Raw genomic sequence first — 17,885 nt, 5'->3', positions numbered from 1 at the left:
CTCGCCGCCGCCAGATATCAAGCGTTTTCCTCGACAGCTTCCGCCGACCCGCGAAACCCGGTGGCCAGCACGTAGAGCTCGCTCGAATCGGCACGGCTCGCCGAAGGCTTCACGTGGCGCACCAGGGTGAAGTCGCGCTTCAGGTCGGCGAGCAGGGTACCCTCAGTCCCACCCTGGAAGACCTTGGCGAGATAGGTGCCTCCGGGCGCCAGCACCTCGCGGGCGAATTCCGCGGCGGTCTCGGCCAGGCCGATGATGCGCAGATGGTCCGTCTGCTTGTGGCCGGTGGTGTTGGCCGCCATGTCGGACATGACGATATCGGCCTGACCGCCGAGGAGATCGATCAGCCTCTTCGGAGCGTCGGGATCGAGAAAGTCCAGGGTGATGAACTCGACGCCGACCATCGGCTCGATTTCGAGCAGATCGATGCCGACGATACGGCCGCTCGGCCCAACGATCTTGGCGGCGACCTGAGACCAGCCTCCGGGCGCCGCGCCCAGATCGATGATCTTCTGGTTCGGCTTCAGGATCTTGAAACGCTCGTCGATCTCGATGAGCTTGAAGGCCGCGCGCGAGCGGTAGCCCTCGCGCTTGGCCCGCGCCACGTAGGGATCGTTGAGTTGCCGTTCGAGCCACCGCTTCTGAGAGGCAGTGCGGCCGCGCCCCGTCTTCACCCGCTGCTTGAGATCGCCTCGCAACCCGCCGCCCGCGCCACGCCTGTCGGTCAACGGTAGCCTCCGCGGCGCCAGACGCCGTCTTCGCGCATCATGTTCATCAAGAGACCTTCGCGCAGCCCCCGGTCGGCGATGCGAAGCCGTTCGGAGGGGAATGCCCGGCGGATCGCTTCCAGAATGGCGCAACCCGCAAGGACGAGATCGGCGCGATCGCGGCCGATACAGGGATTGTCTGCCCGCTGGTCCAGGCGGGTGTCGAGCAAATCGTCGATGGCATCGCTCACGTCGCCATCGCTCATCCACAGCCCATCGACGCGGCGGCGCTCGTAGCGCGCGAGGCGCAGATGCATGGCGGCAAGGGTCGTCACCGTTCCCGAGGTGCCGAGAAGATGGAAATGCCGGGCATTCGCGGCGGGTGCGGCGCGGATGGCGAAGCGCGACAGCATGTCGGCCACCTCCTCCACCATGCCCTCGAACATCAGGCGTGTGACGTCGGCGGCACCGTGCCGCTCGGCCAGCGTCACGACGCCGACGGGAAGCGAATCCCAAGCGCGGATTCGCAAGGTGGGGTCCGCCGACGGGTTCGTGGCCGCGCCATCGAGCCAGGCGATTTCCGTGGACCCGCCGCCGATATCGAAGATGACGACCGATTCGGAGTAAGGATCGGCCAGGGCCGCACAACCGGTGACCGCAAGATAGGCCTCGGTCTGCCGGTCGACGATCTCGAGGTCGAGGCCCACCTCGTCCCGTACGCGCGCCACGAAATCGGCCCCGTTCACGGCGAGCCGGCACGCCTCGGTGGCGATGATCTTGGCACGGGCGACGCCACGCGATTCCATCTTGGCGCGGCAGACCCGCAAAGCCTCCAGCGTTCGCTCCACGGCGGCATCGCTGAGACGATCGGACGTCCCGAGCCCCTCACCGAGGCGGACGATCCGGGAAAACGCGTCGATCACGCGAAACCCGTGGGAGGCAGGCTCGGCGATCAGCAGGCGGCAATTGTTGGTCCCCAGGTCGAGGGCGGCATAGGTGTTACGCCGTCCGGGGCGAAATCCCGCCGCCGGTGAACGACCCGTATCCGGCATGGCGGGGGCGGCATTCGGTGAAGTCGTGCCGGCCATGGGGCGGGCCGGCGTCATGGCGGCGCTCTCTTCCCTCATCGGCCTTGCCGGAATCCTCGATCGTGGCCCCACCGGATAGGCCGGCCATCATTCGATAGGAAGCCTACAGGCCTTGGGCGTCAGTGCAAAGCCTCGATCTATGATCGGCTTAGAGACCTTTGCCGGCAGCCGATATTCTGGGGACAGGCCGCAGCAGGCTCTTCACCTGGGAGAACGGTCTCGGCCGATTGATGACTTCGTCCAGACGCGACCACAAGGTCTTCGGTGAGAAAGGCTTGGCGATGATCTCGTTGACCCCGAGGGAGATGGCGCGGTCCACGACGTTGCGGCGGGGCTGAGCCAGCATCAGGATGATCGGCACGGTGGGCGACGGCGAGGTGGTGGGGGTGCGCGCGAGCCGGATGAACTCCTCGCCCGACAGAATCGCCAGATCCCAATCGATGATCGTGATGTCCGGCTTGCTCTCCGCCAACACGCCGAGCGCCTCCGCACCATCGGGGGCTTCGAGGACGCGTTTGATCCCCACGCGCATCAGCATGTCGCGAACGATTCGGCGGATATAGAGGCTCTCGTCGACGACGAGGGCCGAAAGATCCGGAAATGATGGGGTAGCGATCATCGGACAGGGGTTCCGGGCAACCTGTTTTCGCAGATGCCTCGGCGCATCTTAACGGCCATCGATTTGCATTTTCCTAACGCGACCGAAAAAAATTCGAGACGCGAAGTCGTTCAGCCGCATGACATTTGGGGATTCTGTACGCACTGCCCTGCCGGCGCGCCGGGGCGCTTCGCCCGGACTTGATTGCGTAATCTGCCGCAGGAAATCAGAGGAACCTTACCGAGAGCGTCGACAAGCATCTTGCGATGAAGCCCAGATTCAGTCAGGACTATGGCGTTATTCTTGGTCACCGCTGCCGAGAGTGATGATAGTGTGGTGAAGCGCCCGTCTGGGACGGCGCGCACCCGGTATTCGATGAAAGATGGTCGGCGGACGGTTTTTGCGAGCTTTCGATGGGACGTGGTCGTGATTTCAGGGGGCCGCAGAAGCGCGGTTTCGATGAGGGTGGTGCCGAGCCTCGCTGGCCGGATCAGGCACCCCCGAGCGGTGGCTTTGGCGGTGGGTACGGCGGTGGCGGCGGCGGTTTCGATCGCGGTCCGGCCCGTGCGGCAGCCGCTCCCTCTGGGCCGGAGCGCGACGCGACGGTCAAGTGGTTCAACAAGGAGAAAGGCTTCGGTTTCGTCGAACTGGCTGACGGTTCGGGCGATGCGTTCCTTCACATCCGCGCTGTCGAGGCCGCCGGCCATGCCGACCTCCTCCCCGGCACGCGCCTGACCGTCCACACCGCGCAGGGCCAGAAGGGTCCGCAGGTGACGGACGTGACCAGCGTCGACACGTCGACGGCCGAAGCCGAGCCCCCGCGTCGTGCACCTGCACCCCGCGCCGGTGGTTTCGGCGGCGGTGACCGCTTCAGCGGCGGTGGCGGCGGCTACGGCGGCGGCAACGATCGCTTCGGCGGCGGTGGCGGAGCCGGCGGCGGTGGTGGTCGTTTCGCCAGCGGACCCTCGGTGGAAATGAGCGGCACCGTGAAGTGGTACGATCCGGCCAAGGGCTTCGGCTTCGTCTCCGTGAATGACGGTGGCAAGGACGTGTTCGTGCACCGTTCGGCTCTGTCGCGCGCTGGGCTCGAGTCCCTCGCCGAAGGCCAGCAGGTCACCCTCAGCGTGATCGACGGTCAGAAGGGCCGCGAGGCCCAGAGCATCAACGCCGATTACTGATCGACGTCGATGCCTCTCGAGAAGGTCGCGTTCGCGGGGCCTTCGAGATCATCGAAGAGACATGACGGCGGCCTTCGGGTCGCCGTTTTTCGTCGTCAGCATCGTCGGAACGACCCGATGACAGGATCCGGCCCGTCGATCCGGTGAGACATTTCAGGTGCTGAGAGCAGCGATGCGTGCCGTCTTCTTGACGATGAGCTTGTGCCTGCAACTGGCTTTCAGCGGCTTGGCGAAGGCCGAGGATTTCACTGGCTTCTATGCCGGCGTGAATGCAGGCTACGCTTTCGGACGCGAACGAAACGCTACAAGCCCCGACCTGCCCTCCCTGTCATCGTCGCCCAAGGCGGACGAGAGGGCCCTACCGCCCAGCGCCGTCCAAGCCTCCGAGGCGATGAGAAGCGGGCGACCCAAAGCGGCTATGCCGACGACGATCCGCTGACGGGCGGGCACGCCATCGACAACACGATCCTGGCTGCCTTGCGACTCGGTTCGTCATCGCCCGCCAGCCGCATCGCCCCGTCGATGCGCTGAAGCGACCGCACCTGCGCGTCACGCGCCTCTCCGCCCTTGAGAAGCGGGAGCATGGCCTCGCCCAAGCGGCCGGGGGTGCATTCGGCCTGGATGAATTCGGGCATGGCATTCTCGCCGAGGATCAGATTCGGCAACACGATGGTCGGCACCTGGATGAGCCGCCGTGCCACCGCCTCCTCCAGCCGCGAAACTTTATAGGCCACCACCATCGGCACGCCGGCGAGAGCGAGTTCGAGGGTGACCGTGCCCGAAGCCGCCAGAGCGGCACGAGATCGCCGGAAGGCCGCGTATTTCGCCGCCTCCCCGTGCACGATGGTCACCGGCCGCGACCAGGACAGGGCCAGGCGCTCGATCATCGCACGATGGCGCGTGACCGCCGGGAGCACGGCATCGATCGGCCCGTAGCGCTGGACGAGCAGATCCAGGGTGGCACCGAAGACCGGCATCAGCCGCTCGATTTCGGAACGGCGCGAGCCGGGCAGGATCACGAGGGTCGGGGGCGTCCCCTCACGAGCCGCCGCCTCATCGGCTTTCGGGCGCAATTCGGAGAGTCGCTCGATGAGCGGATGCCCGACATAGGTACAGTCCGGGCCGCCGAGCCTGCGATGCGCGTCCGGCTCGAAGGGCAGGAGCGCCATGACGTGGTCGATGAAAGGCCGCATCTTGGCTGCGCGCCAGGGTCTCCACGCCCAGACGCTGGGAGAGACGTAATCGACGATGGGAAGGCTCGGCAGGCGCTTTCGCACCCGTGAGGCCACGGCGTGGGTGAAACCGGGACTGTCGATGATGACGAGAATGTCGGGACGCGATTCGACGATGTCGCGCACGGTCTGCCGAATGCGGCGCAGGAGGGTGCGCAGGCGCGCAGCCACGGGCAGGTAGCCCATCACCGCTACGTCATCGAGGGGAAACAGGGAGACGAAGCCCTGCGCCGCCATGGCCTCGCCACCGACCCCACCGAACGCCACAGGCCCATCGGAGAGGTCCGACAGCGCCCGCATCAGCTTGGCGCCGAGCTGATCGCCGGAATCCTCGCCGGCGACGAGCCAAATTCGTTTGGACGGCGTGGTCGTCATGCCGCGATTCATGCCTCGATCCGCAAACCGATGAGGAACAGTCCCGCGCGGTCGGCCTCGGCCACCGTGGCGTTCCTGTCGATGATGAGGGTGTAACCGGCCTGAATGGCGATGCCGGCACAACCGGCCGCGGCGGCGGCCTTGACCGTGCGCGGACCGATGGCCGGCAGGTCGACCCGCAGATCCTGGCCCGTCTTGGCGAGTTTGACCAGCACGGTGCCCGGCTGGGCTGAGCCTAATCCGAAGGGCTTGCGGCCGAGGGCGCGCGCACGGGCGAGCATCCGGTCCGTTCCCTCGGGTCCCTCCACCGCGAGCGCCCGTTGCGCCGCCACGACGATGGCCTGGCCGACATCATGGGCGGCCAGCGCCGCGAGAATATTGCAGCCGGTCGCGATGGATGCCTGAGCCGCGAGGTCAGGAGCGAGCCGGCCGAGTTGCCCCTCCGGGCTCAGGAGGTCCGGCGCCACGTCATGGATGCCGACGACGCGGTGGCCGTTATCCTCAAGGAGGACGAGGGCGCCCCGTAGCAACCGGTCGTCCCCTCCCCCCGAGATGGCTCTGAGCGCCTCGCGGTTCCGCAACGCCGCCGCGGCATTGAGGATCGCCGCCGGATTGGGGCGTGAGACTCCGCCCACCGGTATGACGCAGGCCGGCCCCCAGGCCTCCAGGATGGCCAGCGCACCGGCAATGTCGAGGAGATCGACCGTGGCGTCGGCTCGCGCGCGCATCGGACGTTCGGCGAAGCCGCGAATGGCCAGCACCCGAAACGAGCGCCCCGCCCTGTCGAGAGAGTCGGCCACCAGTTCGGGAAGCCGGCCGGCCCCCGCCACCAGAACCAGACGCTCTTCCGGATGCGGATCGAGGAGGGACACCGGCTGGAGAGAGGCGGTCAAGCCGAGCCCGAATTCTCACGCGGGGTGCAGATCGAGCGCTTACCGCCCTCACGGATGAAGGCGATGATCTCCGCCACCGCACGATGCGACTCGAACTCCGCCGCCACGTCCTCGACGCGCTCCATCAAGGTGCCCTCCTGGGCGAAGAGCAGGCGATAGGCCCGGCGCAGGGCATGGATGTCCTCACGCGCGAAACCACGGCGCTGCAGCCCGATGATGTTGAGGCCAGACAGATACGCGCGATTGCCGAGCGCCATGCCGTAGGGGATGCAATCGTTCTCCAATCCGGAGAGACCGCCGACGAAAGCATGGGCACCGACCCGCGCGAACTGAATCACCGCGGCGCCGCCACCGAGGATCGCGTGGTCACCAACGGTGCAATGGCCCGCGAGCATGACGTTATTGGAGAAGACGACACCATCGCCCACACGGCAATCGTGGCCCACATGGGAATTGGCGAGGAAGGTACACTTGTCGCCCACGGTCGTCTCGAGCCCGCCTCCGGCGGTCCCGGGATTCATGGTGACGCCTTCACGGATCAGGCAATCGGCGCCGATGGTCAGCGTCGACACCTCGCCGCGAAATTTCAGATCCTGCGGCGGGTGTCCGATGGAGGCGAAGGGATAGAGCTTGGTGCGGGCACCGATGCCGGTTCGCCCGGCCACGACGACATGGCTGATGAGTTCGCAGCCTTCACCCAGGACCACATCCGGTCCGACATGACAGAAGGGGCCGATGCGGACACCTTCGCCGATCGTGGCTCCATCCTCGACAACGGAACTCGGATGGATTTCAGCCACGTCGCTCACTCCGTCACCAGCATGGCACCGATCTCGGCTTCCGCCACGAGGGTGTCGCCCACGCGGGCCTCGCCCCGGAACCACCACATGGTCCGGCGCTGGTTCATCTTCGTCATATGATACCGCACCGTGTCACCCGGTACGACGGGCTTGCGGAACTTGCACTTGTCGATGGTCATGAAGAAGACCTGCTTGGCCCGCATGTCGTCTGTCTTGATGTGCTGGCAGCAGATGGCGCCGGCGGTCTGGGCCATGCCCTCGATCAGCAGAACACCCGGAAAGACCGGCAGACCGGGAAAATGCCCGGTGAATTGCGGCTCGTTGAACGACACGTTCTTGATGCCGATGCAGGAACGGTCCCCGTCGATCTCGATGATCCGGTCGATCATCAGGAACGGATAGCGATGGGGCAGAAGTTCCAGGATCTTCTGGATGTCGGCCGAGCCCAGATCTTTCGGCATGTCACTCATCGATCGAACAATCCCATGGCGCGCCGGCGCCCCTGACGCCTCGCCTCATCCCCTGAAAAATGGAATGTTCTCTTCGGCATAAACGCCACCCGATGCAAGTCTTGCGGCCGCGAAGTCTTGCGGAGGGATGACGTCGGCGATCCGAGACCGGTCGGCAATCCCATGCGACCGGTCTTGGATCTCTCTCAATCCTTCTGCGGCTCGCTCGTGTCGCGCCCGGACTTCTCCGCGAGCCGGGCCAGGGCCGTGAGTTCACGGAACCAAGTGCGCACGGGCTTTGCCGGCGTACCGCCCCAACGACTTCCGGGCGGGACGTCGCGGTTGACGTTCGAGGAACCGGCGATCTGCGAGCCCATGCCGATCCGGAGGTGCCCGACCACGCCGACCTGACCGCCGAGCACCACGTAATCCTCCAGCGTGGTCGAGCCGGAAATGCCGACTCCGGAGACGATGACGCAGTGGCGGCCGATGACCACGTTATGGGCGATCTGGACGAGGTTATCGATCTTGGTCCCCTCCCCGATCGTGGTGTCGCGGCCGGCGCCGCGATCGATCGTGGTGTTGGCACCGATCTCAACATCGTCCTGCACGATGACGCGGCCGGTCTGGGGAACCTTGAGGTGCCCGCCCGGCCCCATGGCGAAACCGAACCCGTCCTGGCCGAGGCGCGCACCAGGATGGAGGATCACGCGGTTGCCGACCAGCGCATAGGCCAGGGTCGCCCCCGCACCGATGGAACAGTCGCGGCCGATGCAGACATTCGGACCGATGACGGCGTTCGGTCCAATGACGGTCCCCGAACCGATTTCGGCACCGGGACCGATCACGGCGCCAGGATCGACGATCACGCCGTCTTCAAGATGCGCCTTGGGATGGACATGGGCGCCCGGTGATACGCCCTCGGTGGCGAATTGCGAAAGCGGCCGCATGGCCTCCGGGTGGAAGCGCGCCAACAGGCCGGCATAGACCCGGTAGGGATCGCGCGTGACGAGCGCCACCGTGGATGCGGGAACCTTGGCCGCGAAGCGCGGCGAGACGAGGCACGCCAGCGCCTTCGTCTGGGCCAGGACATCGCCGTAACGGGCATTGTCCATATAGGCGAGGTCGCTCGGGCCGGCAGTCTCAAGAGGAGACGCGCCGCTGACCATCAGCTGAGAATCCGCTCCCTCGGGGAGCGAAATGCCTGCAGCCCCGGCGATGTCACCGAGGCTGAGGGCCGTGCTGGATGCGAAGAAGATGGGATCAGACATGATGCGACAACGCACGGGCTTCGAGAATGAAGCCCGTGCGTCTTGGCTCAGAAGCGCGAACCGCCGGAGAAGCGGAAGGCCTGGATCTGATCCTTGCCGACGCGACCGAGGTAGTCGCCCTGGGCATTGTAGATCTTCTGGCCTTCGTCCTTGGTCAGGGCATAGGCGTAATCGAAGCGGATCGGGCCGAGCGGCGAGTTCCACAGGATGGAGGCACCGATCGAGGAGCGGATCGTCATCTTGTCGCGGACGTTCAGGCATTCCGGCTCGACCGTAATCGCTCCAGTGCCAAGCGCCGTGTAGGCACAGGCGCCGCCGGGGGCGGTGCCGTTGATGATGGCAGCGCCATTGCTATCGCTGTCACCGTTCACGTTAAACTGCGTGCGGCTGTTATAACCGAACAGCGTACCGGCATCGGCGAAGACGGCGCCCTTCAGGCCCAAATCACGCGGAATACCGTAGATCGGGAACTGAACTTCGAGCGTACCGCCGAAGTAGGTTGTGCCACCGACGGCGTTCGAGCGTGAGTCGGCGCTGCCGACGTCGCGCGGACCGATACCGTTGGGCGCGAAGCCGCGAACGAGCGACGGGCCGAGGAAGTACTGATCGGTGATGCGCAGCTTTTCGTCGGTGAGCGGCGAGATATGGCCGCCCTGGAAGCGGGCAAAGCCCACCACGTCCTCGTAGAACTCCTTATAGTAGCGCATGTCGCCGGCCACGCGGAAGAACTTCGAGTCGCCACCGAGACCGGCGATTTCGGGCTTCAACTCGGCGTAGAGGCCGTTCCGTGGCTGAGCAAGGTTATCCAGCGTTGAATAGGCCAAGGTTACGCCGGCAAGCGAAGTGAGCGTACTGCCAACGGAACCCTTAAGAGCTATAGAGGCTTCGCCGTCGAGCGCACAGTTCGGGTAAAGGGATAGGCCAGTCCCAAAATACGGATTCGGATTGTTCGTACCGGGAATTAAAGCTGGCTGATTCGTATTCGTATAGCCCGGGATCGGGTTCGAACAGTCGTTATACGGCCGCTTGGTGCTGTTCGGGATCGTCAACTCGGTGTTGTAGAGCGAGTAGCGCAGCGTGACGCCGAACTCTTCCGTGATCGGCAGGCCGACGCGGATCTGACCGCCGTAAACGGTGGTCTCGTAGCGCGAGTAGCGGGTCAGATCGCTGTACTTGTAGAAGGCGTCGAAGCCGGCGGCGAGACGATAGCCGAGGAAGTATGGCTCGGTGAACGAGAAATCGACGCCGCGCGAGTACTGGCCGCCGGTGCCGGCGACACGGACGTACTGACCACGACCGAGGAAGTTCGACTCGGAGACCGAGACTTCGCCGATGATGCCGTCCTGGGTGGAGTAGCCGCCTGCCACCGAGAACGAACCCGTGGGCTGATCCTCGACATCGATGTTGATGATCACGCGGTCGGCGGAAGAGCCCGGCTCGTTGGAGAAGCGGACCTTCTTGAAGAAGCCGAGGCCATTGAGGCGACGCTCGGCACGATCGGTCAGGACGCGGTTATAGGCGTCGCCCTCGGTGATATCGAGCTCGCGGCGGATGACATAGTCGCGGGTACGAGTGTTGCCGCGGATGTTGATGCGCTCGACATAGACGCGCGGGCCGTCTTCGACGACGAAGCCGAGCGCCACGGTGTGGGTGGCGCGGTCGCGCTGGCCGGTCGGGCGAACCTGGGCGAAGGGGAAGCCCTGACGGGCGACCTGGTTGGTCACGCCGGAGAGGGTCTTCTCCACGTCCTCGGCATTGTAGACGTCGCCCACGGCAGCGCGGACCTCGCCGTCGAGGATCTGGGTGTCGACACCCGGCAGACGCGAATCGATGGCCACGGCACCGACGGTGTATTGCTGACCCTCGTCCACCGTCACGGTGATGACCCAGCCGGCATCGCCTTCGCCTTCGACGTAGCGCGCATCGGCATTCACCACTCGGAAATCGGCATAGCCGTTCTTCAGGTAGTAGCGGCGCACGAGGTCGAGATCGTTGGTGATCCGGTCAGGATCATAGACGTCGGATGTCTTGATGAACGAGAGGAAGTTCATCTCCGACGAGCTCATCAGCTCGCGCAGCTTGCTCTCGGAATAGGCGCTGTTCCCGACGAAGTTGATCGCCTTGATGCCGGTCTTGTCGCCTTCCTCGATCACGTAGATCAGGTCGATACGGCCATTCGGCAGATCGACGGTGCGGAAGCTGACCTTGGCGGTGCCGCGGCCGGCGCGGCGGTAGATTTCGCGGATGCGCTGAAGATCAGCCTGGACGATGCCCTCGCTGAAACCGCCGCGGGCCTTCGCCTCGACCTCGGCTTCGAGCGTCCCCTTCTCGACCTTCTTGTTCCCCTCGAACACGACCCGGTTGATCAGGTTGTTCTCGCGAACCGTCACCACCGTCCCGGCGCCGCTGCGCGAGACCTTGACGTCGGAGAACATGCCGCTCGCCAGCAGGTTGCGGCGGGCCTCTTCGGGAGATCCGGAGGCCGTACCGGTCACGTAGGACCGGATCGTGTCGGCATCGACGCGCTTGTTACCCTGGACGACGATCTGCTGCGCCTGAGCCGTGCCGCCCAGAACCAGCCCTGCGGCCGCGGCAGCGACTAGGACGATGGTCCGTTCGGCCGACTTACGCCGGCGCTTCCCCGTCATCGACATCATGTAATCGCCCGTCTCTATTTATTAACAGTCCGGGTTTGCACCCGCAGACAGGCGGTCGTTATCCGACCGTCCCGTCACCTGGTCCCAAGCTCAGCTTCTACCGAGTTTCCCGAGCGAAGCAAACGCTCGGACCTGGGCTGTAGGGGGGATTTTGGGGAGACGTGGCCTTCCGGTCACTTAACGGTTCCCGTTCATCGCTCGATAAGGTGAATCAATCGTCAATTTGCAGCAAAAAGCCCGCTCCGGTGACCGGGCGGGCTTTTCGAATGTCGAGTGCAATCAATATGTTGTGGAGAAATCCACAACCTTGCGAGAGGCCTGCTCCGAGCGGCCGCCGAGACGGCGTCGTCCGGTCAGGAGCCCCGGCCGGACCAGGACGCACCGAGGTTCAGGATATCGTTCCAGGCGGCGAACAGCATGAGGAACAGGACCAGTGCGAGCCCGATCCGGAACCCGATCTCCTGGGTCTTCTCGCTCAGCGGGCGGCCGCGAACGGCCTCGAACGCGTAGAACAACAGGTGCCCGCCATCGAGGAGGGGAACCGGAAAAAGGTTAAGCAGGCCGATCGAGACGGAGAGAAGCGCCACGAGGCCGATGAGCCCCCCGACGCCACCGACCTTGGCGACCTCGCCCGAGACGCGCGCGATCCCGATCGGACCGGAGAGCTGATCGGCGGACTCGCGGCCCGTCACCAGCTTGCCGAGGTAGTTCATCGTGCGGTCGACGACGAAATAGGTCTCCGACACGCCGAGCCCGAGGGATTGGAACAGGCCGTAATGCCGAACCTGGGCATCGGCACCGTTCGGCCCCTTGATGCCGAGGCGGCCGAGGCGATGCTTACCGAACGGGGTCCGCTCTTCCACCGCGTCGGGCACGGCGGTCAGGGTCTTGGTCTCGCCGCCGCGATCCACGGTGACGGCGAGGCTGGCGCCGGCGCTTCCGGAAACGGTGCGCTGCATGTCAAGAAAGTTGGTGACACTCGCCCCGTCGATGGACGTGACCACGTCGCCGGGCTGGAATCCGGCACGCTCCGCGGCGCTGCCCGGCATCACGCCATCGATGCGCGGCGGAAGCTCGTAGCGGCCGACGAAGTAGATCGCCCCGGCGAAAAGCGCGATGGCGAGGAGGAAGTTGGCGATGGGGCCGGCAGCCACGATCGCCGCCCGCTTACCCAGGCTCTGCGTGGGAAAGCTCGTCGCACGCTCCTGAGGCGTCATCCGCGCCAGGGCGGCGGGATCGGCCACGCTGGCGCCATTGGCGTCGCCATGGAACTTGACGTAGCCGCCGAGCGGGATCGCCGACACCTTCCAGCGTGTGCCGTGACGGTCGTTGAAGCCGAACAGTTCGGGACCGAAGCCGATGGAGAAGGCGTGAACGCCGACGCCGCACCAGCGACCGACGAGGAAATGGCCCATCTCGTGGACGAAGACCACGATGCTGAGCACGATGACGAAGGGGATCACCGACCCGAAGAAGCCGGAGGCGGTTCCCCCCATCGAAGCTAGAAAGTCCATTCGTCGATCCTCAGGGCCTCGCGAGGGGCCAACACACGTCCATAGCAGATCGGATCGCGGACGAGCGAACGCAAACCGGGCGGGGCCGGTGAGATCGTCGCATGCGGCTCTCCCGTCCCCGCTTTCCTCGGTGGACGGTTAAGGGCCGGGCGATGACGACCGCATCAATGCCCGCCTCCCGCTGGCGCGACAGCGCGCGGCCGGCGGATCAGCGGGGTCGCGCAGGCCATGGCGAGGAAAAGGAAGGTCAGAACCAGGAAGACGTCGGTGAAGCCCATCACCAGCCCCTGCATCCGCACCGTGTTCATCATCGCCTTCAGAGCCATGGCATTTCCATCGAGGCCGAGGGCATCGAACTGCCGGCGGGTCATGTCGAGCCGTTCCAGCACGGCATTGTTCGTCCAGGTGAAGCGTTCGTGCAGCCGGGCGAGGTGCAGATCCCATCGGTCGTTCAACACGGTGTTGATGAGGGCGAGGCCCACCGCCCCGCCGAGGTTGCGGGTGAGGTTGTAGAGGCCGGACGCGTTCTTCATCCGCGCAGGCGGAAGCGTGCCGAGCGCGATGTTGTTGATTGGGATCATGCACAGCATCAGCGAGCAGCCGCGCAGGACCTGGGGCAGCAGCAATTCCCAGAAGTCCCAGTCCTTGGTCAGCCCGGTGACGATCCAGGTGCCGGCGGCGAAGCCGGTGAAGCCGATCCCCATGAGGATGCGCGGATCGACCTTGCCCGAGAAGCGGCCGGCGATGGGCGCGGTGGCGAACATGCACAAACCGGAGACGAACATCGTCTCGCCGATCTGCAGAGCCGAGTAGCCGCGCACCCGCCCGAGATAGACCGGGTAGAGGTAGGTCAGGCCATAGAGCCCGATGCCGAGAACGAAGCTGAAGATGCAGCCCGCCGCGAAGTTGCGGTCGGAGAAGGCGCGCAGGTCGACGATGGGCTCAGCCGCCGTGAGCGCGCGCCAGAAGAAGGCGATACCGCCGGCGACGCAGATGATGGCGCAGGCGAAGACCGCCTCGTCCTGAAGCCAATCGTGATTCGGCCCCTCCTCCAGCACGTATTCGAGGCAGCCGAGGAAGGCGGCCATGAAGGCGAGACCGAACCAGTCGAAGCGCTTGAACAGGTCGAGGTTGGGCTCGTCGAAATCCACGAGCAGATAGGTCGAGACGGTGACGACGATGCCCGGCACCACGTTGATGAGAAACAGCCAGTGCCAGTCGAACGCATCCGTCAGGTAGCCGCCCACCGTCGGACCGATCGTAGGGGCGAGCGTCGCCACGAGGCCGATCATCGGCGAGACGATGGGACGCTTGGAGGGCGGGAAGATCGTGAAGGCCGAGGCGAAGACGGTGGGGATCATGCCGCCGCCGATGAAGCCTTGCAGCGCGCGCCACAGGATCATCTCGTTGATCGAGGTCGAGGTCGCGCACATCAGGCTCATCAGGGTGAACCCACCCGCCGAGACCACGAACATCCAGCGGGTGGAGATCACCCGGGAGAGGAAGCCCGATAGGGGAATCGCGATGACCTCGGCGATGAGGTAGCTGGTCTGGACCCAGGGGATCTCATCGCCCGAGGCCGAGAGCCCCGCCTGGATCTCGGCCAGCGACGCCGAGACGATCTGGATATCCAGAATAGCCATGAACATCCCGAACACCATGCAGACGAAGGCCACCATGCGGCGGCGATCGAGGGGCGGCTCGGCGGCGGGTGCGGGCGCGATGGTGGCGGTATCGGCCATGATCGGCCCCTAATGCCGCCACGCCGTGCGGACGGGTTCGTCCTCGCCACGGGTATCGACGCGCACGGTGACGGAGAGGCCGGGACGCAGGAGCCCTTCCCGCGCCACGTCCGCCGGCACATGGATGCGCACCGGCAGGCGTTGCACGATCTTGGTGAAGTTGCCGGTGGCGTTGTCGGGCGGCAGCAGGCTGAAGACGGAGCCCGAGGCCGGGGATAGCGATTCGACCTCGCCGACGATGTCACGGCCCGGATAGGCATCCACTGCGATGTGGACCTGCTGGCCGGCATGCATCCGCTCGACCTGCGTCTCCTTGAAGTTCGCGTCGACCCGCACGCTCTCCAAGGGGACCAAGGCCGCGATGCGCGAGCCCGGCGCAACATAGGCGCCCGCCTCCACCGCCTTGTTGCCGACGACGCCGTCGAAGGGCGCATGGATCACCGTAAAGGCGAGGTCGCGGTCGGCCCTGTCCTCGGCGGTCTTCAACTCGGCCGCGAGCCCTTCCGCCTCCCGGCCCTGAGCCCGCAGAACCTCGACATTAGCCTTCATCATGGCGAGGTTCGCCTCGGCTCCTTTCACCGTGGCCTCGGTGCGGTTGCGATCGGCCAGGGCCTGCTCAATCCGCGATTTGGCGACGAAATCGACCTTCTCCAGCTGCTGCTGCCGGGCATAATCGGCAGCGGCGCGGATGGAATCGGCCTTGGCCGCATCGATCTGCGCCGCGCTCTGGAGGAGTTGCGCCTGTGCGGCCTCCACCTGCCGGCCGATGCGGGCGATGGTAGCCTGCTGAGTCAGGAGCTTGTCATGCGCGGCTTGGGCGGCGAGGCGATAATCGCCGTCGTCGAGGCGGGCAATCACGTCGCCCTGCTTCACCGCCTGCCCGTTCATCACCGGCACGGCGGCGAGGTAGCCGGGAACCTTGGCCGCCAGGATCGAGATGTCGGCCTGGACGTAGGCATCGTCGGTGGAGACGAAGAAGCGCCCGACTGTCCACCATTCGTAGCCCTTGTAGCCGCCGCCCGCGAGCGCGAGCGTGAGCACGGTCAGCATCATGGCCTTGCGGAGCAACCGCCGCTTCGGCGGCGTTGCCACCGTGGCGGCGACCGGCACCGGGGAATGCGCAACGACCGAAGTCGCTAGCGGCGCTGCGTCGTTCGGCAGGTCACCGCTGCCAGAGGCGGCAGGATGACTGCCTTCGTCACGGAGAGACATGGTCTGATCCCGGGGTCAATGAATTGACCGAACCGTTCGGTCATCGGCATCAGGTTGACCGACGCCGCGAGTTCCCCTTAGGTATGATGACTGAACGGTTCGGTCAATTGGGGTGAGCGGTGAGTGCAGTCCAGGCAGAGCGCCCGACGATCGAGAAGGCGAGCACCCGCTCCGCGCCGGAGACGGATAAACGTCGGCAGATCCTCGACGGCGCACGCTCGGTCTTCATGGCCTCTGGTTTCGACGGTGCCAGCATGGGCGAGATCGCGAAGGCGGCCGGCGTCTCGAAAGGCACGCTCTACGTCTATTTCGACAGCAAGGAGGCTCTGTTCGAGGCTCTGACGCTGGAGGAAAAGCGCTGCCTCGCCGAGGCTCTGTTCCAGTTCGATGCCGACGATCCGGATGTACGCGGCGCGCTCACCCGCCTGGGGCAGAGCTACCTCGTCCACATGATACGCCCGGACCACGTGGCGATCATCCGCATGGTGATCGGCGCGACAGAGAAGTTTCCACGCTTCGGCCAGGCCTTCTACGAAGCGGGACCGGCGCAGGGCGTCGCGAGGCTCACCGCCTATCTCGACCGTCATGTCGCGGCGGGCCGCCTGCGCCGCGCCGATACGGAACTCGCGGCCAAGCACTTCCTGCATCTGTGCCAGGCGGGCTTACTCACGCGGCTGCTCTTCGCGGCGGGCGGTCCGGTGACCGAAGCCGAAATCGGGACCCGCGTGACCGAAGCCATCCGTGTGTTCTTCGCGGCCTATGGACCCGAGGATTGACGACCCGCCGCATGACGAGAGGTCACGCTTGATTCAGGCGATCCGGGCAAGGTCGGCCCGCGACGCGACCGGAACGGCAGGTCACCCCTTATGCGAATCCTGGTTCTCGGAGGCTACGGCCTCATCGGCTCGGCCGTGGTCTCCCGCTGCCTCGCCGCCGGGCATGCGGTAACGGGTCTCGGGCGAGACGTCCGGGCGGCGCGCCTGCACCGTCCCGAAGCAGATTGGATCGAGCACGACATCGCCCGGCTCGTCGCGCCGGAGGATTGGAGCGACACGCTGCGGGGCATCGATGCCGTGGTGAATTGCGCGGGCGCCCTGCAGGACGGCCCGCGCGACGATGTCCGCGCTCTTCAGGCGACCGCCATGTGCGCCCTGTTTGCCCGTTGCCATCAGCTGGGTATCGTGCGCGTCGTCCAGGTCTCGGCGGCGGGAGCCGCTCTGAACGCCGCCACCGAATTCATGCGCAGCAAGGCGGAAGCTGATTCGAACCTCGCCTCCCTCGATCTCGATTGCGTGATCCTGAGACCGGGACTGGTCCTGTCGCCGATCTCGTACGGGGCGACCGGCCTCATCCGTGCGTTGGCATCGCTCCCGGTCGCCTTCACCGGCATGTCCGATCTGCAGCCGATCCAGACCGTCCATGTGGACGATGTGGCGGAGGCGGTCCTGCTCGCGGTCGAGGGCCGGATTGGTCCGCGCGCGAGCTACGACCTCGTCGAGGAGCGGGGCCACTCCCTCGCGGAGATCGTCGCGGCCTTTCGCGCCCGACTCGGACGCCCCACCGCCGCATTCGCGCTGCCGATGCCCTCCCCGCTCCTTCGCCTCGGGTTCCGCATCGGGGACCTTGTCGGCCGTCTCGGCTGGCGGACGCCCATCCGCACCACGGCATTGATCCAGATCGAGGCCGGCGTGACCGGGGACCCGACCGCCTGGATGCAGGTCACCGGGGCTCCGCTTTCCTCGCTGTCGGACAGCCTTCGCCGGATGCCATTCGGCGTGCAGGAACGTTGGTTCGGCCGGCTCTGGCTACTGAAGCCGGCCATCCTCGCCACGCTTTCGCTGTTCTGGCTGCTCTCGGGGCTGATCGCCCTGACGCATCTCGACGCCGCCATGGCAGCGATGACCGCCCACGGCATCGATGCGGCGACCGCGCGTGTCACGGTGCTCGCCGGCATCCTCGTCGACCTAGCGCTGGGGGGAGCGATCCTTGTCAGGCGCACCATGCCGCTCGCCGCCCTCGGCATGGCGGCGATGACGGGGATCTACCTCTTCTTCGGCTCGGCCATCGCCGCCGGCCTCTGGCTCGATCCCCTGGGCGCCTATCTCAAGACCCTGCCGGGAGCGATGCTAGCCCTCGTGGCCTACGCGCTGGCCGACGAGCGCTGACCCC

The 17,885-nt window shown here is 65.8% G+C and carries 16 protein-coding genes; 4 read left to right on the top strand and 12 right to left on the bottom strand.

The features are described 5' to 3' along the window. Positions 1–17: 17 nt before the first annotated feature. The 3 genes from ACYQR9_RS09405 to ACYQR9_RS09395 form a co-directional block, all read right to left on the bottom strand. Complete coding sequence (locus tag ACYQR9_RS09405) at positions 18–728, bottom strand: RlmE family RNA methyltransferase (protein ID WP_461229407.1); 711 nt, start codon at positions 726–728, stop codon at positions 18–20. Then, positions 725–1,759 carry a Ppx/GppA phosphatase family protein gene (locus tag ACYQR9_RS09400; RefSeq protein WP_461225149.1) on the bottom strand — a complete coding sequence of 345 codons (1,035 nt, stop codon included), beginning with the start codon at positions 1,757–1,759 and terminating at the stop codon, positions 725–727. Before ACYQR9_RS09400 ends, ACYQR9_RS09405 begins: the two co-directional genes overlap by 4 nt. 184 nt (positions 1,760–1,943) lie before the next feature. After that, positions 1,944–2,414, bottom strand: a complete 471-nt coding sequence (locus ACYQR9_RS09395; RefSeq protein ID WP_207411518.1) for a response regulator — start codon at positions 2,412–2,414, stop codon at positions 1,944–1,946. A 392-nt stretch (positions 2,415–2,806) separates the two neighbouring features. Here ACYQR9_RS09395 and ACYQR9_RS09390 point away from each other — a divergent pair, with 392 nt between their 5' ends. Continuing rightward, positions 2,807–3,571: a cold-shock protein gene (locus ACYQR9_RS09390; RefSeq protein ID WP_056431479.1), complete on the top strand. Its 765-nt coding sequence runs from the start codon at positions 2,807–2,809 to the stop codon at positions 3,569–3,571. A 172-nt stretch (positions 3,572–3,743) separates the two neighbouring features. Beyond that, positions 3,744–4,010, top strand: coding sequence for a hypothetical protein (locus ACYQR9_RS09385; RefSeq protein ID WP_207411517.1), 267 nt, complete (start codon positions 3,744–3,746; stop codon positions 4,008–4,010). Here the strand turns inward: ACYQR9_RS09385 and lpxB are convergent. The 9 genes from lpxB to ACYQR9_RS09340 form a co-directional block, all read right to left on the bottom strand. Then, a complete protein-coding gene (gene lpxB / locus ACYQR9_RS09380; protein ID WP_461229406.1) occupies positions 3,988–5,178 on the bottom strand; it encodes a lipid-A-disaccharide synthase in 1,191 nt (396 codons plus the stop codon). The two genes, ACYQR9_RS09385 and lpxB, sit on opposite strands and share 23 nt — an antisense overlap. 8 nt (positions 5,179–5,186) lie before the next feature. Continuing rightward, a complete protein-coding gene (locus tag ACYQR9_RS09375; RefSeq protein ID WP_461220853.1) occupies positions 5,187–6,071 on the bottom strand; it encodes an LpxI family protein in 885 nt (294 codons plus the stop codon). Then, a complete protein-coding gene (gene lpxA, locus ACYQR9_RS09370) occupies positions 6,068–6,880 on the bottom strand; it encodes an acyl-ACP--UDP-N-acetylglucosamine O-acyltransferase (RefSeq protein ID WP_405030586.1) in 813 nt (270 codons plus the stop codon). The genes ACYQR9_RS09375 and lpxA overlap by 4 nt, the downstream gene beginning before the upstream one ends. Further along, entirely contained in the window at positions 6,877–7,332 is a 456-nt protein-coding gene (gene fabZ / locus ACYQR9_RS09365) for a 3-hydroxyacyl-ACP dehydratase FabZ (protein ID WP_405030585.1), read from the bottom strand. The genes lpxA and fabZ overlap by 4 nt, the downstream gene beginning before the upstream one ends. Before the next feature lie 194 nt (positions 7,333–7,526). After that, complete coding sequence (lpxD, locus tag ACYQR9_RS09360) at positions 7,527–8,591, bottom strand: UDP-3-O-(3-hydroxymyristoyl)glucosamine N-acyltransferase (RefSeq protein WP_461229405.1); 1,065 nt, start codon at positions 8,589–8,591, stop codon at positions 7,527–7,529. Between the two features lie 47 nt (positions 8,592–8,638). Next, entirely contained in the window at positions 8,639–11,248 is a 2,610-nt protein-coding gene (bamA, locus tag ACYQR9_RS09355; RefSeq protein ID WP_461229404.1) for an outer membrane protein assembly factor BamA, read from the bottom strand. A gap of 353 nt (positions 11,249–11,601) precedes the next feature. Beyond that, positions 11,602–12,762 (bottom strand): RIP metalloprotease RseP, encoded by a 1,161-nt coding sequence (gene rseP, locus ACYQR9_RS09350; protein ID WP_056431493.1) that lies wholly within the window; start codon positions 12,760–12,762, stop codon positions 11,602–11,604. Positions 12,763–12,926: 164 nt separating this feature from the next. Continuing rightward, the gene (locus tag ACYQR9_RS09345; protein ID WP_461229403.1) at positions 12,927–14,504 is read right to left on the bottom strand and encodes a DHA2 family efflux MFS transporter permease subunit; all 1,578 of its coding nucleotides are present in this window, start codon (positions 14,502–14,504) and stop codon (positions 12,927–12,929) included. 9 nt (positions 14,505–14,513) lie between these two features. Then, positions 14,514–15,716, bottom strand: a complete 1,203-nt coding sequence (locus ACYQR9_RS09340) for an HlyD family secretion protein (RefSeq protein ID WP_461229402.1) — start codon at positions 15,714–15,716, stop codon at positions 14,514–14,516. Positions 15,717–15,835: 119 nt separating this feature from the next. On the opposite strand from ACYQR9_RS09340, the gene ACYQR9_RS09335 reads away from it, so the two are divergent. Together ACYQR9_RS09335 and ACYQR9_RS09330 are read left to right on the top strand one after the other, a co-directional pair. Then, positions 15,836–16,492 (top strand): TetR/AcrR family transcriptional regulator, encoded by a 657-nt coding sequence (locus ACYQR9_RS09335; protein ID WP_461229401.1) that lies wholly within the window; start codon positions 15,836–15,838, stop codon positions 16,490–16,492. Positions 16,493–16,582: 90 nt separating this feature from the next. Next, complete coding sequence (locus ACYQR9_RS09330) at positions 16,583–17,881, top strand: SDR family oxidoreductase (RefSeq protein ID WP_461229400.1); 1,299 nt, start codon at positions 16,583–16,585, stop codon at positions 17,879–17,881. The last annotated feature ends 4 nt before the right edge of the window (positions 17,882–17,885 follow it).

Source organism: Methylobacterium sp. CM6241 (assembly GCF_054817845.1).
The sequence above is the reverse complement of the archived record's forward strand: the minus strand, read 5'-3'. Positions and strand labels throughout refer to the sequence as shown.